The following is a 21732-nucleotide window of genomic DNA, read 5'->3' as shown; positions in this document are numbered from 1 at the left end:
TCCAGGTCGGGCGCCAGTAGGGCCCGAGTGGTTCTCGTCACCTCCCGCGGAGATCTCCCGGACGGCGGTCTTGACAACGTACAACCGAACGGTTGTATATTGGTCCGGTGAGCAGCGACCGGGACACCCAGGACGAGGATCGGGCCGACGCCCTGTTCCACGCCCTGGCCGACCGGACCCGGCGCGACATCATGCGCCGCGTCCTGCGAGGGGAGCACTCGGTCACCACGCTCGCGGCGAAGTACGACATGAGCTTCGCCGCGGTGCAGAAACACGTCGCCGTCCTCGAGAAGGCCGGCCTCGTGATCAAACGCCGTACCGGCCGCGAACAGCTGGCCAGTGGTGACGTCGCCGCCGTGCGGTCCGTCGCCTCGATGCTCGGCGAGCTGGAGGACGTCTGGCGCGGTCGCATCGGCCGCATGGACGAGTTGCTCGCCCTGGACACCCCCGCACCACCCACGCTGTAGCGCTCCCCACCCCCACGCTGTACCGCTCCCCACCCCCCACCCTCTGAGTCCCCGGAAAGGACCTCGCCATGCCCGTCACCGACGTCACCCCCGACATCGACAACCGCACCCTGACCATCACCGCCGACTTCGCCGCCCCGGTGGAGCGGGTCTTCCAGGTCTACGCCGACCCCCGCCAGCTGGAGCGCATCTGGGGCCCGCCGACCCACCCCGCCACCGTGGTCGACCACGACCTGAACCCCGGCGGCCGGGTCAACTACTTCATGACCGGTCCCGAGGGCGAGAAGTTCTACGGCACCTGGCTGGTGGAGAGCGTGGACGCCCCGAAGGGCTTCGCCTTCGACGACGCGTTCACCGACGACGCCTTCGCCATCAACGCCGACCTGCCGGTATCCAAGAACGTCTTCGCGTTCAGCGAGTACCAGGGCGGCACCCGCGCCGTCTACACCAGCACCTACGCCACCGCCGAGGGGCTGCAGCAGGTCCTGGACATGGGCGTCGTCGAGGGTGCGTCCGGCGCGATCAACCAGATCGACACCCTGCTCGCCGGCTGAGCCGCGCCGGCCGCGGAGCGGCCCGGAGAACGCTGTCGGCCCGCAGGCGTACCGTGCCTGCGGGGCGCAGCGCCCCGTCCGGAGCCGTCGAGGAGGCCCATCACCGTGGCTGGTCAGCAGGATCCCGGGACGCTCGCGACCATGCGGGTCAGCTACGCCGGCGCCGGGCTCGCCGAGGACGAACTCGCGGCCGACTGGCTCACCCAGTTCCGCCGCTGGTTCGACCAGGCCGTCGCGGCCGGGGTCACCGAACCCAACGCGATGGTGCTGGCCACCGCGTCCGAGAACGGGGTCCCGGCCTCCCGCACGGTGCTGGCCAAGGACGTCGACGAGGCCGGTGTCACCTTCTACACCAACTACACCTCGGCCAAGTCGGCCGACCTGCTCCGCAACCCGGTGGCCAGCCTGACCTTCCCGTGGATCGACCTGCACCGGCAGGTCCACGTCCGCGGCGCGGTCGTCCAGGTCGACCGGGACACCACCCAGGCGTACTGGGTCACCCGCCCCCGGGGCTCGCAGCTCGGCGCGTGGGCCAGTCCGCAGTCGGCGGTGCTCGGCAGTTTCCCGGCGGGCTCGCCGCCGGCCGCGTCGTTCCGGCAGCGCATCACCGACACCGAGGCCGCGCTCGAGGACCGCTTCGGCGGCGGCCCGGAGGCCGTCGGCGCCCCGCCCATCCCGGTGCCCCCGCACTGGGGCGGCTGGCTGGTCGTGCCCTCGACCGTGGAGTTCTGGCAGGGACGTCTCGGCCGGATGCACGACCGGCTCCGGTACCGGCGCGAGGACGCCGGCTGGATCGTGGAGCGCCTCGCCCCGTGACCGACGTCCCCACCCCGGGCGCGAACCCGGAATCGCCCGGTCCGGTCGATCCGACCCCGCCACCCCGGCAGTCCCGGCTCCGCCGCATCGCCCCCGACACCCGGGCCCTGCAGATCCCCGCCTACCGACGGCTGTTCCTCGGCCAGGCCGTCACCGTCGTCGGCTCCCAGCTCACGGTCGTGGCCGTCCAGCAGCAGATCTTCGACCTCACCGGGTCGTCGGCCTGGGTGGGGGCGGCGTCGTTCGTCGCGCTCATCCCGCTGATCACCTTCGGCCTGCTCGGCGGGGCCATCGCCGACACCCACGACCGCCGCGTCATCCTGGTGCTGTCGTCCACCGGGATCGCCCTGACCAGCATCGGTCTGTGGGTCAACGCGATCATCGGCGGCGGCTCCGTCGTCGTGGTCTTCGCGATGCTGGCCCTGCAGCAGGGCCTGTTCGCGGTCAACAGTCCGGCCCGCGGTGCGATCATCCCGCGGCTGGTACCCGCCGATCTGGTGCCCGGCGCGAACGCGCTGAGCATGACGGTGTTCAGCGTCGGCGTGCTGCTCGGGCCGTTGCTGGCCGGGGTGCTGCTGCCCACCGTCGGGCTGGGATGGCTCTACCTCATCGACGCGATCGGGCTGACGGCCGTGGTGTGGGCCGCCTACCGGCTGCCCCCGATGCCCCGCCAGGGCCCGGCGCGGGAACGGGCGAAGGTCGGGGAGGGCCTGCGCTACCTCCGCGGCCGCGACGTGCTGCTGCTGACCTTCGTGGTCGACATCCTGGCCATGGTGCTGGGCATGCCGCGGGCGCTGTTCCCGCAGATGGCCGAGCAGACCTTCGGCGGTCCCGCCGAGGGCGGCATCCAGCTCGGTCTGCTCAACCTGGGCCTGGGCCTCGGAGCGGCAATCGGCGGACTCACCGGCGGCTGGATCCAGCGGGTGCGCCGGCAGGGGCTGGCCATCATCGTGGCCATCGTGGTGTGGGGGCTGGCGATGGTCGGTTTCGGCCTGTCCACCAGCATCTGGATCGCGGTCGGCTTCCTGGCCGTCGGCGGCTGGGCGGACATGGTCAGCGCCGTCTACCGGACCACCGTGCTCCAGCTGTCGGCCACCGACGAGATGCGCGGCCGGATGCAGGGCGTGTTCCTCGTCGTCGTCGCCGGCGGGCCGCGGGTCGCCGACCTGCTGCACGGCCTCGCCGCCGAGGCCTCCAGCACCACGCTGGCGGTGACCGGCGGCGGTGTCCTGGTCGTGGTGACGGTGCTGATCGTGGCCTTCGTCCGGCCGGCGCTGATCCGCTACCGCGCCGAGGACGCGCTGCAGAAGTGATGCGCGCCGGGTGACCGGCATCCCGGCCCGACCGGGTAGAACACGTGCCGACGACCACCGACAGGAACGAGAACCAGACATGTCCCACCCCGATCAGCCCGACCAGGACTGGGCGGTCTACCAGGGTCTCGAGGACGCCGCGCGGGCCTATCTGCGGGACGCCGACGTGGCCCTGGACGCGATCACCGCCGTTCTCGACCTGGACCACGTGCGGGCGTTCACCTGCGAACGGGTGCTCAGCACGGCCGCCTTCGGCGAATCGCTCTGGCAGGAGATCGCCGTCACCGACGGCCACCGGCTCATCCTGTGGCACGGCGACGACGAGGAGAACGAGGACAACCCCGGCGAGGTCATGTTCTCCTCCTCGGTGCGCACCGTGCCGCTGGCGGCGCTGGTCGACCAGGGCATGCGGACCCGCTACAGCTACGACGCGCAGGGCGCCCGGCAGCTGCACTCGGTGATGCTCTACCTGTCCACGCAGACCCCGGAACGGTCGGTCACCGAGCTCACCGAGGACGCCGGCACCCGGACCATGCAGTACGTGGAGACCTACCGGTTCGCCAAGTCGGTGACCGACGGGGGCAGGGGGCAGATGCAGCGGCTCACCCAGTTCGGCCGGGCGTTGTCCCGCGCCATCGGCTGACCGCGCGCCGCTGGCGCACCCGCCGCTGGATAGGGTGTCGAGCCATGTCCGACAACACGTTGCGCCGCCTGCCCACCGGGATCCAGTACGAGCTCACCCACGGCACGGCCCGGGCGCGGATCGGCTCGGTCGCCGCGGTGCTGCGCGAGTTCTCCGTCGACGGCACCCACTACACCGAGGTGTGGGACGACGCGAAGCCCGCGCCGTACGGCTGCGGCATCGTGCTGGTGCCCTGGCCCAACCGCATCGCCGACGGAGTGTGGACCCTCGACGGCAGGCCCCAGAAACTGGACCTCAGCGACCGTTCGAACAACGCCGCCAGCCACGGTCTGCTGCGCAACACCGGCTACGAGCTGGTGGAGGTCGACGAGTCGTCGGTGACGCTGGGCGCCTCGATCTACCCGCAGCACGGCTACCCGTTCACGCTGGACACGGTGGTCACCTACCGCCTCGCCGACGACGGGCTGCACGTGACGCACCGGATCGTCAACGAGGGCGACTCCCGGGCGCCCTTCGGCGTCGGCGCGCACCCGTACCTGCGGGTCGGTGAGACGCCGATCAAGGACCTGCGGATCACGGTCGACGCGGACACCTGGTTCGTGCTGGACGACAACAAGATCCCCACCGGCACCGCGCCGGTCGAGGGCACCGAGGTCGACGTCCGGGGTGGCGTCCGGCTCGACGCGGTCAGCCTGGACACCTGCTACACCGACATCCGCCCGAGCGGCGAGCACTACACGGCGACGCTGGCCGCGCCCGACGGCTCCGGTCTGGTGCTGTGGGCCGAGGAGCCGTTCTCCTACATCCAGGTGTTCACCCCCCGCGACTTCCCGGGCCGCGAGCTGACCGTCGCCGTCGAACCGATGACCTGCCCGGCGAACGCCTTCAACACCGGCGAGGGCCTGCGCTGGCTGGAACCGGGGGAGACCTTCGAGGCGTCCTGGGGTCTGCGACCGGTTCAGCAGATCTGACCTAGAGTAGGACACAGCGCTACCGGGTATGACGGAGCGTGACGGCACCAGGAGATGCCGGCCAGCGTTCGACGGAAGGGCCGTTCCGTGTCCGATCCGACGGATGCCGGTATCGATTTCGAGCAGGTCTTCACCGCCATGCCGTCCGCGGTGCTCGTCCTGGACCTCGACCTGGTGATCGTCGACGTCAACCAGACGTACCTGACGCTGCTCCACCGCAGCCGTGCGGACCTGGTGGGCCGTCACGTGTTCGCGGCGTTCCCGCCGCCGACCGGCGGGGAGATCCCGAGCCCGCTCGAGCGGTCCTTCCGCCGGGTGCTGGACACGGGCCGGTCGGACGTCATGCCGATGCACCGGTACGACGTCGCCGACCCCGGCAGCGGCGTGGTCGAGCGGCGGTTCTGGTCGACGGTGAACGCCGCGGTTCCCGGCGCCGACGGACGCCCCGCGCTGATCCTGCACAAGGTGGAGGACGTGACCGCGTTCGTCGAGCTCATCGAGGACCGGCTGGCCGGGCCTGCGCCCGGGTCCCCGGACACGGGTGTGGCCGAACAGGCGGTGGCGGCGGAGCTGTACCTGCGGATGCAGGAGCTGCACCGCGCCCGGGAGGCCGAGACGGCGGCGGTGGCGGCGTTGCAGGCCAGCGAGGCGCGGGCCCGGGCCATCCTGGACACCGCGGTCGACGCCATCGTCATCTTCGACCGGGCGGGCCTGGTGGAGTCGATGAACCGCTCGGCCGAGTGCATGTTCGGCCGGTCGGCGCCCGACACCGCGGGGCTCGGCATCACCGCCCTCATCGTGCCGCCGGACAGCTGGAGCGACGACGACCCGGAGCCGCTGCTGGAACGGATCGACCGCCGGGCCGCCGCGGTGGGCGAGATGCGCGGCCGCCGCTCCGACGGGACCGTCTTCCCCATCGAGCTGGCCATCAGCGACGCCGGCCCCGGGACGGATCTGTTCACCGCCGTGGTGCGCGACATCAGTGAACGCAAGCGGCTGGAGGCGCAACTGGCCTACCAGTCGGTCCACGACCCGCTCACCGGGCTGGCCAACCGGCGGCAGGTCCGTCCGCGGCTCGAGCACGAGGTCGCCCGGATGAACCGGCACCCGGGTGTGCTGGCCGTGCTGTTCATCGACCTCGACGGGTTCAAGGCGGTCAACGACACCCTCGGCCACAGTGCCGGCGACGAACTGCTGGTCGCCGTGGCCGACCGGCTCCGACTGGGGTGCCGCAGCGAGGACCTCGTCGCCCGGTTCGGTGGCGACGAGTTCGTGGTGGTCTGCGCCGAGATGCACAAGCCCGAGGAGGCGCTGGTCATCGCCGAACGGTTGGACGCACTCCTGGGCCTGCCCGTGGAGATCGCCGGACAGCAGCTGCGCCCGCGGGCCAGCATCGGCATCGTCACCGACGACGGCCGGCGCACCCCGGACCAGCTGTTGGACGCCGCCGACGCCGCCATGTACCGCGTCAAGCGGGGCCGGGCGACGGCCGGCTGACCGTCAGGCGGACTTCGGCCGCTGCTCCCAGCGCCGCAGCGCCTCCAGCCGCTCGGCCGCGTGGTCGACGATGCGCTCCGGGTACCCGTCGGGGACGCCGTCCGGCAGCTCCCACGGCGTGTGCACGGCCTTGCCGGCCACCCCGCGCAGCTCCGGCACGTAGCGCCGGACGTAGTCGCCGTCCGGGTCGTGCCGCACCCCCTGGGTGACCGGCTGGAACACCCGGTAGAACGGCGCGGCGTGCGGGCCGGCGCCGGCCGCCCACTGCCAGCCGTGGTTGTTCGACGGCAGGTCGCCGTCGACCAGGTGCCGCATGAAGTGCTTCGCCCCGACCTGCCACGGCAGGTGCAGGTCCTTGATGAGGAACGACGCGACACCCATCCGCGCGCGGTTGTGGATCCAGCCCTCGGCCAGCAGCTGCCGCATGGCGGCGTCGATGTACGGGTAACCGGTGCGGCCGGTCTGCCACGCCGTCAGGTGTTCGTCGGCCACCGGACCGCTGTCGTACTGCAGCGCGTCGACGGCGGGGTCGATGGAGTGCCACGCCGACCGTGGGTTGTGCCAGACCAGGTCGGCGTAGAAGTCCCGCCAGGCCAGCTCCTGCCGGTAGGTCACCGCGCCCTCGGAGGGGTGCTCCTTGATGTCGGCGAGCAGCGTGCGGGGGTGGATGCAGCCGTACTTCAGGTAGGCCGACAGCCGGCTGGTGCCCGCCCGGTCGGGCCGGTCCCGCTCGGTCTTGTAGTCGGCGAGCCGCTCGTCACGGAACGTCGCCCACCGCTGCCGGGCCTGCGCCTCGCCGCCGGGCGGCAGCTCGGGGTCCTGCTCGGACACACCCGCCAGCTCGCCGACGTCGACCCGATCGGCGACCTCGACCCCGCCGCCGGGCACGAAGTCGACGGTGTTCCCGGGGCCGGCGGGACCGCGGTAGCCGTGTTCGCTCCAGGCGCGGAAGAAGGGTGTGTAGACCGCGTAGTTCCCGCCCGCCCCCTTGCTGACCCGGCCGGGCGCGACCGCGTACGGCGAGCCGGTGGCGATCAGCGGGATGTCGCCCAGCGCCGCGCGCACGGCCTCGTCGCGACGGTGGCCGTAGGGCATGAAGTCGGCGCTGATGTGCACCTCGGCGGCACCGACCTGCCGGGCGACGGCCGGCACCACGGTGCGCGGGTCGCCGCGGACGACGAGCAGCCGACCTTCCGTCGACGCCGACAACGCCTGCAGGCAGGAGTGCAGGAAATGGATGCGCGGTTCCCCCGAACCCGCGAGCAGGACCGGGTCCAGCACGAACAGCCCGAGGACCCGCCGGCCGCCGGAGGCGGCGGCCAGCAGGGCCGGGTGGTCGTCGAGCCGCAGGTCGCGACGGAACCACAGGAGTGCGGGGGAGTCGGTCACGCCGGTCGGGTACCCGACCGGCCGACCTGACAACCGGGAGCCGGAGCCCTCAGCGGGCGTCGATCCCGACGTAGTCGCGGGCCGTGTGGCCGGTGTAGACCTGGCGCGGGCGGCCGATCTTGGTGGCCGGGTCCTTGATCATCTCGCGCCACTGGGCGATCCAGCCGGGCAGCCGGCCGATGGCGAAGAGCACGGTGAACATCTTGTCCGGGAAGCCCATGGCCTTGTAGATGAGGCCCGTGTAGAAGTCGACGTTCGGGTAGAGCTTGCGCGACACGAAGTAGTCGTCGTGCAGCGCGATCTCCTCCAGCTGCTTCGCCAGGTCCAGCAGCTCATCGTTGCCGCCGAGGCTCGCGAGCACCTCGTCGGCGGTGGCCTTGACCAGCGCCGCGCGCGGGTCGTAGTTCTTGTAGACCCGGTGGCCGAAGCCCATCAGCTTGACGCCGGGCTCCTTGTTCTTGACCCGGTTGACGAACTGCGGGATGTCGCCGCCGTCGGCCTTGATCTTCCCGAGCATCGACAGCACGGCCTGGTTGGCGCCGCCGTGCAGCGGGCCCGACAGCGCGTGGATGCCCGAGCTCACCGAGGCGAACAGGTTGGCGTGCGACGACCCGACGAGCCGCACCGTGGAGGTGGAGCAGTTCTGCTCGTGGTCGGCGTGCAGGATGAGCAGCTGGTCGAGCGCCTTGACCATCACCGGGTCGGCGTCGTAGTTCTCGGCGGGGAAGCCGAAGGCCATCCGGAGGAAGTTCTCCACCAGCCCGCGGCTGTTGTCCGGGTACAGCAGCGGCTGCCCGATGGACTTCTTGTAGGCGTACGCGGCGATGGTCGGCATCTTGGCCAGCAGCCGGATGGAGGACAACTCGACCTGGGCGTCGTTGAACGGGTCGAGCGAGTCCTGGTAGAAGGTCGACAGCGCCGACACCGCCGACGACAGCACCGGCATCGGGTGCGCGTCGCGGGGGAAGCCGTCGAAGAAGCGCTTGAGGTCCTCGTGCAGCAGGGTGTGCCGGGAGATCCGCGACTCGAACGAGGCCAGCTCGTCGGCGGTGGGCAGCTCGCCGTAGATCAGCAGGTAGCTGGTCTCCAGGAACGTGGAGCTCTGGGCCAGCTGCTCGATCGGGTAGCCGCGGTAGCGCAGGATGCCCACGTCGCCGTCGATGTAGGTGACCGCGGACGTCGTCGACCCGGTGTTGGTGAAGCCCGGGTCCAGGGTGATGACGCCGGTGGAGGACAGCAGCTTGCCGATCTCCACGCCGGGTGCGCCCTCGGTGGCCGGGACGACCTTGAGGTCCAGGGTGTGGTCGCCGTAGCTGAACCGGGCGCCGGCCGGTGCGGCCTCGACGGCGGCGGCGGTGTCGGTCACGGGGGCGTCGGTCACGGGGGCGGCAGCCGCGGCGTCCGTGGTCGTGGTCGTGCTGGTCTCGGTCATGGGTGGGCGAGCGCCTCTCGTCGGTACAGCGACTGGTGCTGCTGCGGTGTGGTGCGGATCGGTCTCGGGTCGCGCGGTCGTGCGGAGCCGGCGCTGCCCGGCCCGTCCCTGTTGCCCTGGAATCTACTTGCTGCCGTCCGGCCCACTGTCCGCGGGACCGTCCGCCCGAGGGTGATCACGCCCGCAGATTTTCGCGCCGGGGACCGTCGGGGACCGCGTTCCTGCGCTCCGGTGGGCCATCCGGGTAGTTTCGTGTGATCCAGCTCGCACCGAAGCGGCTGGTGCCCCGCCGTCCATCGGACCCGCGCCCGCGCGCACAGAGGAGCGAGACCATGACGGTCTCCCTGGCCACCATCCTGGCCGAGTCGGCCCTGCGCCATCCCGACCGCGAGGCGGTGGTCCTCGGCGCCGAGCGGATCACCTACCGCGACCTCTGGGAGCAGACCCGCCGCTACGCGCGGGTGCTGGCCGACCGGGGGATCGGCCCGGGGGACCGGGTGGCGGTGCTGCTGCCCAACGTGCCGGACTTCCCCCGGACCTACTACGCGATCCTGTCGCTGGGGGCCGTCGTGGTGCCGATCCACGCGCTGCTGGTGGCCCGCGAGATCGAGTACATGCTGCGGGACGCGGAGGTGAAGCTGCTCGTCGCGGCCGCGCCGCTGCTGGCCCACGGTGCCCCCGCCGCCGACGCCGCCGGGGTCGGGCTGCTCACGGTCCTCGGGGGTGAGGCCGACCGTCTCGACCTGCTGGCTGCCGACGTGGTGCCGGTGGACTCCTACGCCTCCCGGGACGCCACCGACGAGGCGGTGATCCTCTACACCTCCGGCACCACCGGCAAGCCCAAGGGGGCGGTCCTGACCCAGCTCAACATGGTGATGAACGCCTCCGTCACCGCGTCCGACGTCATCGACCTGAAGCCCGAGGACGTGATCCTCGGCTGTCTGCCGCTGTTCCACTCGTTCGGCCAGACCTGCGCGATGAACGCCGGCTTCCACGCGGGCGCGACGCTGGTGATGCTGCCGCGGTTCGACCCGGCGCAGGCGCTGGACCTGATGGTCACCGCGGGGGTGAACGTCTTCGAGGGGGTGCCGACGATGTACGTCGGGCTGCTCGCCGCGGCCCGCGACGATCCGCGCCGCCCCCGGCTGAAGAACGCGATCTCCGGCGGGGCGAGCCTGCCGGTGGCGGTCATCGACCGCTTCGCCGAGGTCTTCGGCGCCGACATCTACGAGGGCTACGGCCTCTCCGAGACCAGTCCCGTCGCCACCTTCAACCAGCAGGTCTTCGGCCGCAAGGCCGGCTCGGTGGGCCGCGGGGTGTGGGGGGTGGAGGCCGCCATCGCCGCGCCCGACGTCGAGGGCCGCATCGAGCTGCTCGGCGTCGGCGAGATCGGCGAGGTCGTCATCCGCGGCCACAACGTCTTCGCCGGGTACCTGGGCAACCCCGAGGCCACGGCCAGGGTGCTGGTCGACGGCTGGTTCCGCAGCGGCGACCTCGGCACGGTCGACGAGGACGGCTTCCTGTCCATCGTCGACCGCAAGAACGACCTGATCGTGCGGGGCGGCTTCAACGTCTACCCGCGCGAGGTCGAGGAGGTCCTGGCCGGGCACCCCGGGATCGCGCAGGTCGCCGTGGTGCCGGTCCCCGACGAGGTGCACGGCGAGGAGGTGTGCGCGGTCGTCGTCCGGTCACCCGAGGGCGCCGGGCTGGACGCCGCGGGACTCATCGACTGGGCGAGCGAGCGGATGGGGCGGCACAAGTACCCACGACGGGTGGAGTTCGTCGAGACGTTGCCGATGGGTCCCAGCGGCAAGGTCCTGAAACGGGAGATCGTGCGGAGTCTCTGACGTCGGGGGGTTCAGGCAACCCCCACGAGCGCCTAACGTCAGTAGCAGGGGGGCGTCGGTCGTCGTCCCGGGGTCGTTGGCGCGACAGGGTGCCGGATGGGGCGTGGCGTGAAATCCAGTCAGGTGAAGTGGGCGGTTCTCGCCGTCGTCGTGGTCCTGGCGGCCACGGTCGGCGTGATCCTGGGGACCAGCGGCAACCGCGACGACTCGGCCGCCCTCGGGCCGGTGACGCTGACCACCACGGTGCAGCCGTCGGAGGACATCTACGCCAAGCCCACTGAGACGGCCCCCACGACGACCTCGGCGGTGCCCGGCACCTCCACGGCTCCGTCGTCGGAGAGTCCGTCCAGCGCCGCCGGCTCGGAGTCGCCGGCGAGCTCGGCGCCGGTCGACGCGTCCGGCCGCAAGGCGACCAACGTCCCGATGACGAAGCTGGCGCCGGGGGAGAAGGCCCCGCAGTTCGTCATCTTCTCCTTCGACGGTGTGGGCAGCTCGGCCAAGATGCGGGAGTTCCTCGACGCGGCCGCACCCAACGACGCCCGTTTCACCGGTTTCCTCACCGGCCTCTACGTCATCGACGACAGCCACGCCGACGCCTACCAGGGGCCCGGCGCCGACCGTGGTGCGTCCGAGGTCGGCTTCGGTGGCGACCAGGCGGAGGTCGTCCAGCGCGTCAAGGACCTCAACGAGGCCTACCTGGCCGGGAACGAGATCGGCACGCACTACAACGGCCACTTCTGCGGACTCGGGGAGAACTGGTCGACTGCCGAGTGGAACGACGAGCTCGACCAGTTCTTCGACTTCCTGACCAACTGGAAGACCATCGACGGCATCACCGACGCGCCGGACCTGGTGTTCCCGGCCAGCGAGGTGAAGGGCGGCCGCACCCAGTGCCTCGTCGGGCAGCTGGACCAGCTGGAGCCGGCCTGGCAGAAGCACGGCATGCTGTACGACTCGTCGATGCCCGCCCCCCGGGACGGCATCTTCTGGCCCGAGAAGCTGGACAGCGGGATCTGGGAGTTCTACATGCCGCAGGTCTACTCCGCCGGCCTCGGCGGCAAGGTCACCGCGATGGACTACAACTTCTGGGTCAAGTTCAACGGCGCGCAGAAGGGCGACTTCGCCGCCGAGCTCACCCCGAAGGTCCTGGACACCTACCGCTTCATGTACGACCAGGCCTACAACGGCAACCGCGCGCCGGTGCTCATCGCCAACCACTTCAACGACTGGGCCGGCAACGCCTTCAACCCCGCCACCGCGGAGTTCATGCGTGAGACCTGCGGCAAGCCCGACACCTACTGCGCGACCTACTCCGACGTCATCGCCTGGATGGAGCTGCAGGACCCCGCGGTGCTGCAGGACCTGCAGGACCAGGGGTCGGTGGCCTACCAGCCCTGACCGGTCCCGTCCGCGTTCACCCACCGCCCCCGGCTGCCGCCGGGGGCGGCGGCGTCTCCGGGGGTGTGCGGGTGGCCGGTGGGTCCAGTTCGACCCGCACGCCCAGCAGCCGGACCGGGCGGTCCAGCGGGAACGCGGCCAGCACGTCGCGCGCGGTGGCCGCGACGACGTCCGGGTCGACGGTCGGCGCCGGCAGCTTCCGGATCCTGCTGCGGGTGAAGAAGCTGGCGGTGCGGACGGTCACGGCGACCCGGTGCACGGTGCGCCCGTCCGCGGCGATGTCGGCGGTCAGCTGCGCGGCCATCGCGGTCACCTCGGCGTCCATCCGGTCGCGGTCGGTCAGGTCGGTCTCGTAGGTGACCACCCGGCTGCGGGAGCGGGGCACCCACGGCGTCGGATCGACCGTGGTGGCGCCGCCGCCGCGGCCGGCGACGGCCAGCCAACCACCGGTGCTGGGACCGAACGCGGCCGTCAGCACCGCCGGGTCGGCGCCGGCCAGGTCGCCGACGGTGGCGATGCCCATCGCCGCCAGCTTCCGGGCCGTCTTGACCCCGACGCCCTGGAGCGCCGCCACCGGCCGAGGGAACATCACCGCCGGCCAGTCGGCGCCGGTCAGCATGCCGACGCCGCCCGGTTTGCCGAAGCCGGTGGCCAACTTGGCCTGCGACGTGTTCTCGCCGATCCCCACCGAGCACGACAACGCGGTGGCGTCGAGGACGTGCCGGCGGATCCGGTCGGCGAGTCCGCGCGGGTCGTCGGTGGTGGCGCCCAGGACGGCTTCGTCCCAGCCCCACACCTCCACCGGATGGCCCAGACCCCGCAGGGCGTCCATCACCTCGGCCGACGCGGCCTCGTAGGCGGGATGGTCGCCGGCCAGGAACACCGCGTCAGGACACCGGCGGGCGGCCACCTTCAACGGCATCCCGGCGTGCACCCCGAACGCCCGCGCCTCGTACGACGCGGACGCGACGACCTGCCGGGCGCGCGTGGGATCGCCGTTCCCGCCCACCACCACGGGGCGGCCGGTCAGCTCCGGATGCCGACGCACCTCGACGGCGGCCAGGAACTGGTCCAGGTCGACGTGCAGGATCCACGGCCGCGGGGCCGGGGGCGGCGGGAGCGTCATCGGTGTCCATGGTGCCGGGCTCCGCCGGCCCGCGCCCGCCGCTGGCGTTACGGATGCTTCACCGCACCGCGCAGCATCTGTAGCTTGTCGGGCGCCTGCTTCCCTGACACGCTCACCGCACCCCGGACGACGCGGACCTCCGCCGAGAACCGCTGACGAGACGGCGTTGTCGTCGGGGTCCGTCCCGGTGCTGCGCGACCACGGCCGGGCGGCGGACGACGACGGACGGGAGCAGGGTGGCTGCGCGGGAGACCTTCATCGCCCCGGGGGCGCCGCCCCCGGCCGGGCACTACTCGCACGCGGTGCGGGCCGGCGACGTCCTCTACATCTCCGGGCAGGTACCGCGGGACGGCACCGGTGCCTACGCACCCGCCGACGTCGCCACCGAGACCCGCCTCACCCTGACGAACCTCGCCACCGTCGCCGCCGCGGCGGGGGCCCGGCTGACCGACGCCGTCAAGATCACCGTCTATCTCGCGGCCCGGTCGTACACGACCGAGTTCGACCGGGCCTACGCGGCGTTCTTCCCCGCCGCGCCGCCGGCCCGGACGGTGGTCGTCGCCGGACTGCGCGAGGTCAAGGTCGAACTCGACGCGGTGCTGTACCTCGGGTCGGGATGACGGCCACCCTGTACGTCGGGCGCGGCCGCACCCTGACGTCCTACGACCTCGACCCCGACGACGGCACGCTGACCGAGCGGTCGGCGCTGGCGCTGCCGAACACGATCCAGTTCGGCCGGCCGCACCCGCGGTTGCCGGTGCTGTACGTCAGCTGCGGTGAGCCGCCGCCGGGATCGGACGTCGGCGACTGGGTGTGTGCCGTCGCGTTGCGGCCCGGGTCCGGTGCCCCCGCCCTGCTCGCCGACCCGGTGCGCATCGCGGGCCGGGCCCTGCACCTGACGACCGACACGAGCGGCGCGCACCTCGTGCTGGCCCACACCCGGCCGGCGGTGCTGTCGGTGCTGCGGCTCGGCCCCGGCGGGGCGATCGGCGCGCCGGTAGGGCAGCGGCCGGACCTGGAGCTCGGTGTCTTCCCGCACCAGGTGCGGGTCACGCCGGACGACCGGTTCTGCCTCTGCGTGTGCCGGGGTCTGCCGTCCCCGCACCCGTGGCGGGCGAGCCGCGAACCGCAGACCGCGCCCGGCTCGCTGCACGTCCTCGACCTCGACGCGGGCCGGCTGGGCGCCTCCGTGACGGTGACCGTCGGCGACGGTACCCACTTCGGCCCGCGCAACCTGGACACCGACGCCACCGGCTCGACGTACTACCTGGCCCTGGAGACGCAGAACGAGCTCCTCGTCCTCGGGACCGACGCCGACGGGCGGCCGGATCCGACACCGCGGCAACGCCTCTCGACGCTCGCGCACCCGGAGGCGCAGATCCACCAGGGGGTCGGACCGGTCCTCGTGCACCCGGGTCGCGCCGTCGTCTACGTCGCGAACCGGGCCTACCGGCCGGGCGCCGGTGCCCCGCGGGTCATCCCCGCGGCCGCGGAGAACTCGATCGTGGCGTACGCGATCGACGGCACCGGACTGCTCCGCGAGCTCCAGCGCATCGACTCCGGCGGCGTCTGCCCGCGCACGATGTCGCTGGACCCGACCGGGCGCACGCTCGTCGTCGCCAACTCCGAGACCTACCGCGTCGGTGACGACGACGGTGCCCCGGAGGTCGGGATGAACCTGGCGACCTTCCGCGTGCTCGACGACGGACGGCTCGCGCCGTTGCACCGCCTCCCGGTGGGTGACGGCTCGGGGCCGGAGATCGCCTGGTCCGGTATCGCGACCCACCCCTGACCACCCGGCCCGGCCCACCCGGCCCGACCTACCCCTGACCACCCGGCCCGGCCCGCTCCTGACCACCCGGCCCGGCCCGCCCCCGGGCCCCCGCACCAGAAACGGAAACCCCATGGACGACCAGCACTCCCCGACGGCCCAGGCCTCCACGACCCCGCGCCCGGTGTGCGTGGTGACCGGCGCCGCCGACGGCATCGGGCGGGCCATCACCGAACGGCTGCTGGCCACCGGCTGGGCGGTGGTCGGCGTGGACGTCGACGGCGACCGCCTGCAGCGGCTCGTCGAGAGCAGCGGTGCCGACGGCCTTCTCGTCGCCGTGTCCGGAGACGTCGCCGACCGGGAGACCCACCGCCGGGCCGGTGCCGCCGCCGTCGCCCTCGGGACGCTCGCCGGCTGGGTCAACAACGCCGGGGTCGAGATGGACGCACCCGCGCACCGTCTCGCCGTCGACGCGGTCCGCCGGCAGGTCGACGTCAATCTCCTCGGCACCGTGTGGGGCTGCGCGGAGGCCGTCGAGCGTTTCGTGGCGGCCGGGACCGGCGGGTCGGTCGTCTCGATCAGCTCCGTGCAGGGGATCCGGGGCTATCCGGGTGGTTTCGCCTACGCCGCCACCAAGGGCGGCATCAACGCGCTGACCCGGCAGCTGGCCGTGGAGTACGCCCCGCTGGGCGTGCGCGCGAACGCGGTGCTGCCCGGCCCGGTGCGCACCACGATGAGCCTCACCGGCGTCGTCCCGGAGGGGCACGACCAGGAGGCCCACGACCGGCAGCGGGCCGCCCGGCACCCCCGGGGCCGTATCGCCGAACCATCCGAGATCGCCGCCGTGGTGGCGTTCCTGCTCTCCGAGGACGCCTCGTTCGTCTCCGGCCAGGAGCTCGTGGTCGACGGTGCGACGTCCGCGCGCTGCTCGGTGCTGCCGGTCGACGCCGAGATCCTCACGGCCGCCGGCCGCTGACCGCCCCGCGCCGGCCGCCGTGACCGACCCGTCCCTCGGGGGGAAGGGAGAGCCCCGGACGGCTGGGATGATGGCCGCGTGCCCACCCCGGATGCCCCCGCCGCCGCCCGCCCGACTCCCGCCCGCCCCGGCCGGGGGAATCGGTGACGGGTACCCGGCCGCGGGTGGCGGTCCGCCGGTCCCGGCCGACGTCGGCGGTCGGCGGCCGGCCGCCGGGGACGGCCGCGTGAACGTCAGCCTGGCCGGGCTGCGGGCGATCGCGGCGCTGGCCGTGCACGGGTCGATGACGGCGGCCGCCGGGACGCTCGGTTACACGCCGTCGGCCGTGTCGCAGCAGATCGCCCGGCTGGAGCGTGACGTCCGCCAGGTGCTCATCGAGCGCCGCGGCCGCACCGTCACCCTCACCGACGCCGGTCGCATCATGGCGGAGTCGGCCGGCCGCGTCATCAACGAGCTCGAGGCGATGAGCGCGCAATTGCAGGCGCACGGGGCGACGGTCCGCGGGGAGATGAAAGTCGCGGCATTCGCGACCGCGGCCCGCGGATTGTTGCCGCGTGCGGTCCGCGATCTGACGCAGGCCCATCCCGAACTGACCGTTCAGGTGCTCGAGGTGGATTCGCACCGGGCGGTGGACCTGGTCACCCGCGGTTCGGTGGATCTGGCCATCGCCCACGACTGGAAGGGCATGCCGCTGTCACTGCCCGAGGGGATGGACGCCCGTCAGCTCGGCGACGACGTCTCCGACGTGCTGGTGCCCGTCACCCACCGGCTGGCCGGCGCCGCCAGCGTCGATTTCGAGGACCTCGCCGACGAGGCGTGGCTGTACGAACCCGGGTCGGTGGCGCACGACTTCCTGCTGCACGCCTACCGGGCCGCGCCGGGCCCGGCCAGGTTCGGCCACATGGTCACCGAGTACGCCAGTCAGATCGAGATGGTCGGCGCCGGACTGGGTCTGGCGCTGGTGCCGCGCATGGGCCGCGGTCCGCTACCCGCCGAGGTGCGGGCGCTGACGGTGGCGTCGGCGCCGGTCCGGCGCATCTACGGCGTCTGGCGGGCCGCGACCGGGCCGCGCCCGGCGCTGCGGGCGACCCTGCAGACGCTGGCCGACGCGCTGGGTGGGCGACGGCCCGCGGCGGCCCCCGGTGGGTCGGTGGACGCGGGGCGAACCGGGGGAATCTGTTAGGAGAACTTCACCGGTCACGACAGCATCCCGCGCTTGTGCAGCACCGCGCCCGCCGCTGAGGATGAATGCAGCCGCGGTGCGGTCCGCATTTCCCGGAAATGCGGCGGCAGGTATCCGACAAATGTTACGGAGACATTGCCGGAACCATTCTGTCCGTGTCGCGGCGCATTGTCGGTGTTCACCGCCGGTCCCGGGCACAATCGTCTGCCGCCACCGCCCCGTGCGTGAAGGAGAAACCCGTTGAGTATCCGGTCCGTCGAATCGACCAGGTTGCGCCGCACCCACCTCCCCGAGCGGGCGCCGCTCATCGGGATGTCGGTCCGCGACGCCGACCTGTCGCTGCGGCTCAACGGCACCGGGCACGGACTCCTGGACACCACCCACTTCGACACCGTCCGGTTCGCGCCGCCGGCGTGGGCGCTGCCCACCTTCGCCACCGCCGCCGGTGACGGGGAACAGGCCTACACCGCCTACCGCGGCAACGGCGGGGTGCGGGCGATCTGTGCCGCGTCGATCTCGACGCTGATGGGGATCGACGTCGACCCCGAGCGGAACCTGGCGATGACCACCGGCACCCAGGGCGGGCTGTTCGCCACCCTGAGCGCGCTGGTCGACCACGGTGACGTGGTCGCATTGGCCGACCCCGAGTACCTGTTCGTCGAGCGGATGCTGCGCTTCCTCGGTGCCGAGGTGGTGCGGGTGCCGATGGTCGACTCGCCGGACGGACCGCAGCTGGACCTGGACGCGCTGGAGACGGTGAGCCGCAACGGTATCCGGCTGCTGCTCACCTCCAACCCGAACAACCCGACCGGCGCGGTGTTCACCGCGGCGACGATCGCCGGGCTCGCGCGGCTGGCGGTCCGGGACGACTTCCTGGTCGTGGTCGACCAGCTCTACTGCCGGCTGGTCTACGACAACGCCGTCTTCACCCACCTCGCGGCCGAGCCGGGGATGGCCGAGCGGACCGTCACCATGCTCGGCGGCTCCAAGACCGAGTCGTTGAGCGGCTACCGGGTCGGTGCGGTGGTCGCCGGCGCGGCGGTCATCGACGCCATCGAGCAGATGATGGCCATGTCGTGCCTGCGGGCGCCCGCCTACGCCCAGCACGTGATGACCCGGTGGCTGGTCGACGACCACGAGTTCGTCGCCGACCGGGTCCTGGAGCTGCAGGCCATCCAGAAGACGACCGTCGAGGCGCTGCGCTCGGTACCGGGCCTGCGGGTCGAGCCCGGCGCCGGCACCGCCTACCTGTGGCCGGACGTGTCCGCGCTCGGCATCAGCGATGTGGAGGTGGCCCGGGTCCTGCAGGACGAGGCCGGCGTCGTGGTCAGCCCGGGCTACCAGTTCGGTCCGTCCGGGATCGGGCGCTTCCGGATCTGTTACGCCCGTGAGGAAATCAGTTGGAACGCGGCGCTGGACCGGATGACCACCGCCCTGACCGCCGTGGCGGAGGCGGGCCGGTGACGACCCCGGAGACCGTGACGGTGGTCATCTCCTCGCCGTTGGAGCCCGAGCACGTGGCGGCGATCCGGGCCGTCGACGAGCGCCTCGACGTGCTCTACGAGCCCAGCTTCCTGGCGACGCCCCGGTACGTCGCCGACCACGGCGGCGACCTGCCGGTGCTGACCGCCGCGCAGGACCGGCACTGGCACGAGATGCTGGCGCGGGCCGACATCAGCTTCGACTTCGACCGCCGGGAGCCGGAGCGGGCCACCGCCAACTTCCCGAACCTGAAGTGGATCCAGGCCACCAGCGCCGGTGTGGGACAGGTGATCCCGCGGTTCGACCTCGATCTGTCCCGGGTCGTCGTGACCACCGCGGCGGGGGTGCACGCGGTCCCGCTGGCGGAGTTCGCGGTCGCCGCCCTCTTCCATTTCGCCAAGGGCTTCCCGCAGCTGCGGCAGTGGCAGCAGCAGCACCGGTGGACCCGCTACACCAGCCGGAATCTGGCCGGGCAACGGGTTCTGGTCGTCGGGCTGGGCGCCGTCGGGCGCGCGACGGCGGCCAGGCTGGCCGCGCTGGACGTGCACGTGACGGCCGCGGTGCGACCCGGCGGTACCAGCACCGCGCCGGGGGTCGTGGACAGTGTGGCGTTCTCCGAGATCGACCGGGTGCTGCCGGTGACGGACGGCGTCGTGCTGGCCTGCCCGCTCACCACCGAGACCAAGAAGCTCATCAGTGCAGTGAGTTTCGACCTGGTGAAGCCCGGGGCCGTGCTGGTCAACATCGCCCGCGGTCAGGTCGTGGACGAGGAGGCGATGATCGCCGCCCTCGTCGAAGGCCGGCTCGGCGGTGCCGCCCTGGACGTCGCCGCCGTCGAGCCGCTGCCGACCACGTCCCCACTGTGGGACCTGGACACCGTGCTGATCTCGCCGCACTCGGCGTCCACCGTCGCCACCGAGAACGGCCTCATCACCGACCTGTTCTGCCGCAATCTCCGCCGGTGGCTGGACGGCGAACCGCTGCTCAACCGGTACGACCCGGACCGGGGGTACTGACGGCCCGCCGGGCGGCCGCCGCCGCAGCCCACCGCGCCCGCCCCGTGCGGCCGGGTGCTTGTTCCCCCGTCAGCGCCGACGTCGTCCGTCCCTCCCTGCCCGTCCCGTTCCCGTCCCAAGGAGTCCCATGCGCACCTCCAGGCTGACGGCGGGGCTGACCGCTCTGGTCGCCCTCGCCCTCATCACCGCCGGCTGTTCCTCCGAGACCTCCGGTGACGCACCGAGCTCCACCGCTGCGGGGGGCGGCAGCGGCTCCGGTGCCGACTCCGGCGGCGGCGGTGGCACCCTCCGGATCTCCAACGCCATCACCACCGACCCGATCATCCCGATGACGGTGGACACCGCCACCACCCGGGTGATGGACATGGTGTGGACCGGCCTGGTCCGCTACGACGACACGCTGACCCCCTACAACGCCAACGCCGAGTCCATCGAGACCACCGACGCCACCACGTTCACCATCACGCTGAAGCCGGACTACACCTTCTCCGACGGCACCCCGGTCACCGCCGACAGCTACGTCGACGCCTGGAACTACTCCGCCTACGGACCGAACGCGGCCCAGTCTTCGAGCTACTTCAGCCTCATCGAGGGCTACGAGGCGCTGAACCCCGCCGCCCCCGAAGGCTCCGACACGGCACCGGAACCGACGGCCACGACGTTGTCGGGGCTGAAGAAGCTGGGTGACCACCAGTTCTCGGTGACGCTGGCCAAGCCGATGGCGAGCTTCCCGTCGATCCTGGGCTACTCGATCTTCTATCCGATGCCGACCTCGTTCTTCGCCGATCCCGAGGCCTACGCGAAGCTGCCGGTGGGCAACGGGCCGTACACGATGACCAGCCTGATCCCCGGCCAGGAGGTCGACCTGGTCAAGACCGTCGGCTACGACCACGAGGACGCCGGCAAGGCCGACGCCATCAACTTCATCAGCTTCTCCGAGGACACCGCCGCCTACACCGCGGTGCAGGGCGACCAGTTGGACTACGCCCCGGTGCCGTCGGCCTACCTGCCGACGTTCCAGGACGACTTCCCGAACTCCAGCGCCCTGGTCACCGGCACCAGCATGATGGACATGCAGATCCCGCTGTACCAGGAGAAGTACGCCGACCCGAACGTGCGCATCGCGCTGTCCATGGCCATCGACCGGGAGAGCATCGTCAAGGCGCTGCTGCCGGGTGCGGCCACCCCCGCCGACGGCTGGGTCTCACCGGCACTGCCCGGCTACCAGGCCGGCGCCTGCGGCGAGAACTGTTCGTACGACCCGGAGAAGGCCAAGGCGCTGTGGGCGAAGACGTCCTTTCCCGGTGACGTCGTCATCACCACCCTCGCCCCGCAGAACACCCTCTTCACCTCGGTCTGCCAGAGCATCACCGACACCCTCGGCGTCGCCTGCTCGGTGAACTCGGTGGCCGACCGCACCACGTACAAGGGCATCGCGCAGGCGTTCGAGGCCCCGGGCCCGATCCGCTGGGGCTGGGCCATCGACTACCCGACGATGGAGAACATGCTGGTGCCGCGGTTCACCGACGGCGGCTCGTCGAACTGGATGACCTACGCGTCGCCGGAGTTCCAGGCGCTGATCGACAAGGCCAACGCCGAAACCGATCCGGCGGCCGCCGCCACCCAGTTCAACGCCGCCCAGGCGGTGCTCGGCAAGGACATGCCGGACGTGCCGATCTACTTCCAGCAGGGCGCCGGCGTCTGGTCGGAGAGCACCCAGGGCCTGGTCCTGACCGGCTTCGGCTGGCCCGACCTGCTCAAGGCCTACAAGACCTCCTGATCCCCGGGGCGTCCCCGGGAACGAGATGCGTCTGCCGGGCCGGGATCCCGGCCCGGCAGACGCGTGGCGGC

Annotated in this window: 20 protein-coding genes; 16 read left to right on the top strand and 4 right to left on the bottom strand. The window is 72.1% G+C overall.

Annotation, left to right across the window (positions count from 1 at the left end; genetic code table 11):
- The first annotated feature begins 107 nt into the window (after positions 1-107).
- The 7 genes from DB033_RS15265 (at position 108) to DB033_RS15235 (ending at position 6261) form a co-directional block, all read left to right on the top strand.
- Positions 108-467 (top strand): ArsR/SmtB family transcription factor, encoded by a 360-nt coding sequence (locus DB033_RS15265; RefSeq protein WP_111767782.1) that lies wholly within the window; start codon positions 108-110, stop codon positions 465-467.
- Between the two features lie 68 nt (positions 468-535).
- Complete coding sequence (locus DB033_RS15260; RefSeq protein ID WP_111767781.1) at positions 536-1021, top strand: SRPBCC family protein; 486 nt, start codon at positions 536-538, stop codon at positions 1019-1021.
- A gap of 141 nt (positions 1022-1162) precedes the next feature.
- Positions 1163-1837: a pyridoxamine 5'-phosphate oxidase gene (pdxH, locus tag DB033_RS15255; protein WP_111767780.1), complete on the top strand. Its 675-nt coding sequence runs from the start codon at positions 1163-1165 to the stop codon at positions 1835-1837.
- Positions 1834-3150, top strand: a complete 1317-nt coding sequence (locus DB033_RS15250) for an MFS transporter (protein ID WP_111767779.1) — start codon at positions 1834-1836, stop codon at positions 3148-3150. The genes pdxH and DB033_RS15250 overlap by 4 nt, the downstream gene beginning before the upstream one ends.
- 79 nt (positions 3151-3229) lie before the next feature.
- Positions 3230-3793 (top strand): hypothetical protein, encoded by a 564-nt coding sequence (locus tag DB033_RS15245; protein ID WP_111767778.1) that lies wholly within the window; start codon positions 3230-3232, stop codon positions 3791-3793.
- A 44-nt stretch (positions 3794-3837) separates the two neighbouring features.
- On the top strand, positions 3838-4764 hold the full coding sequence (locus DB033_RS15240; protein WP_111767777.1) for an aldose 1-epimerase family protein: 927 nt from the start codon (positions 3838-3840) through the stop codon (positions 4762-4764).
- Positions 4765-4851: 87 nt separating this feature from the next.
- Complete coding sequence (locus DB033_RS15235) at positions 4852-6261, top strand: sensor domain-containing protein (protein ID WP_170315566.1); 1410 nt, start codon at positions 4852-4854, stop codon at positions 6259-6261.
- A 3-nt stretch (positions 6262-6264) separates the two neighbouring features.
- Here the strand turns inward: DB033_RS15235 and DB033_RS15230 are convergent, their stop codons facing one another.
- Together DB033_RS15230 and DB033_RS15225 are read right to left on the bottom strand one after the other, a co-directional pair.
- Positions 6265-7650 carry a cryptochrome/photolyase family protein gene (locus DB033_RS15230; RefSeq protein ID WP_111767775.1) on the bottom strand — a complete coding sequence of 462 codons (1386 nt, stop codon included), beginning with the start codon at positions 7648-7650 and terminating at the stop codon, positions 6265-6267.
- 49 nt (positions 7651-7699) lie between these two features.
- A complete protein-coding gene (locus tag DB033_RS15225) occupies positions 7700-9016 on the bottom strand; it encodes a citrate synthase (protein ID WP_420814081.1) in 1317 nt (438 codons plus the stop codon).
- A 398-nt stretch (positions 9017-9414) separates the two neighbouring features.
- On the opposite strand from DB033_RS15225, the gene DB033_RS15220 reads away from it, so the two are divergent.
- Complete coding sequence (locus DB033_RS15220; protein WP_111767773.1) at positions 9415-10929, top strand: long-chain-fatty-acid--CoA ligase; 1515 nt, start codon at positions 9415-9417, stop codon at positions 10927-10929.
- Between the two features lie 108 nt (positions 10930-11037).
- Positions 11038-12327: a polysaccharide deacetylase family protein gene (locus DB033_RS20775; protein ID WP_157970721.1), complete on the top strand. Its 1290-nt coding sequence runs from the start codon at positions 11038-11040 to the stop codon at positions 12325-12327.
- Between the two features lie 16 nt (positions 12328-12343).
- Here DB033_RS20775 and DB033_RS15210 read toward each other — a convergent pair whose 3' ends face one another.
- A complete protein-coding gene (locus tag DB033_RS15210) occupies positions 12344-13453 on the bottom strand; it encodes a DNA polymerase IV (RefSeq protein WP_111767772.1) in 1110 nt (369 codons plus the stop codon).
- 236 nt (positions 13454-13689) lie between these two features.
- Between DB033_RS15210 and DB033_RS15205 the strand changes: the two genes are divergently transcribed.
- From DB033_RS15205 to DB033_RS15190, 4 genes are all read left to right on the top strand, one after another.
- Entirely contained in the window at positions 13690-14073 is a 384-nt protein-coding gene (locus tag DB033_RS15205) for a RidA family protein (RefSeq protein WP_205843930.1), read from the top strand.
- On the top strand, positions 14070-15245 hold the full coding sequence (locus tag DB033_RS15200; RefSeq protein ID WP_111767771.1) for a lactonase family protein: 1176 nt from the start codon (positions 14070-14072) through the stop codon (positions 15243-15245). Before DB033_RS15205 ends, DB033_RS15200 begins: the two co-directional genes overlap by 4 nt.
- Positions 15246-15357: 112 nt before the next feature.
- Positions 15358-16200: an SDR family NAD(P)-dependent oxidoreductase gene (locus DB033_RS15195; RefSeq protein WP_111767770.1), complete on the top strand. Its 843-nt coding sequence runs from the start codon at positions 15358-15360 to the stop codon at positions 16198-16200.
- 226 nt (positions 16201-16426) lie between these two features.
- Positions 16427-17383 (top strand): LysR family transcriptional regulator, encoded by a 957-nt coding sequence (locus DB033_RS15190; RefSeq protein ID WP_205843929.1) that lies wholly within the window; start codon positions 16427-16429, stop codon positions 17381-17383.
- A 14-nt stretch (positions 17384-17397) separates the two neighbouring features.
- On the opposite strand, the gene DB033_RS20770 is transcribed toward DB033_RS15190, so the two are convergent.
- Positions 17398-17565, bottom strand: a complete 168-nt coding sequence (locus tag DB033_RS20770) for a hypothetical protein (RefSeq protein ID WP_157970720.1) — start codon at positions 17563-17565, stop codon at positions 17398-17400.
- Between the two features lie 58 nt (positions 17566-17623).
- Here DB033_RS20770 and DB033_RS15185 point away from each other — a divergent pair, with 58 nt between their 5' ends.
- The 3 genes from DB033_RS15185 to DB033_RS15175 all read left to right on the top strand — a co-directional run bounded on the left by DB033_RS15185 (position 17624) and on the right by DB033_RS15175 (position 21661).
- Positions 17624-18847 carry an aminotransferase class I/II-fold pyridoxal phosphate-dependent enzyme gene (locus DB033_RS15185; protein WP_205843928.1) on the top strand — a complete coding sequence of 408 codons (1224 nt, stop codon included), beginning with the start codon at positions 17624-17626 and terminating at the stop codon, positions 18845-18847.
- Positions 18844-19881 (top strand): D-2-hydroxyacid dehydrogenase, encoded by a 1038-nt coding sequence (locus DB033_RS15180; RefSeq protein ID WP_205843927.1) that lies wholly within the window; start codon positions 18844-18846, stop codon positions 19879-19881. The genes DB033_RS15185 and DB033_RS15180 overlap by 4 nt, the downstream gene beginning before the upstream one ends.
- A gap of 127 nt (positions 19882-20008) precedes the next feature.
- Positions 20009-21661 carry a peptide ABC transporter substrate-binding protein gene (locus DB033_RS15175; RefSeq protein ID WP_111767768.1) on the top strand — a complete coding sequence of 551 codons (1653 nt, stop codon included), beginning with the start codon at positions 20009-20011 and terminating at the stop codon, positions 21659-21661.
- Positions 21662-21732: the final 71 nt, after the last annotated feature.

Origin of the sequence: Nakamurella deserti, from assembly GCF_003260015.1 — a bacterium.
In the GTDB taxonomy this organism is placed as follows: Bacteria; Actinomycetota; Actinomycetes; order Mycobacteriales; family Nakamurellaceae; genus Nakamurella; species Nakamurella deserti.
This window is presented reverse-complemented; position numbering and strand designations above follow the sequence as displayed.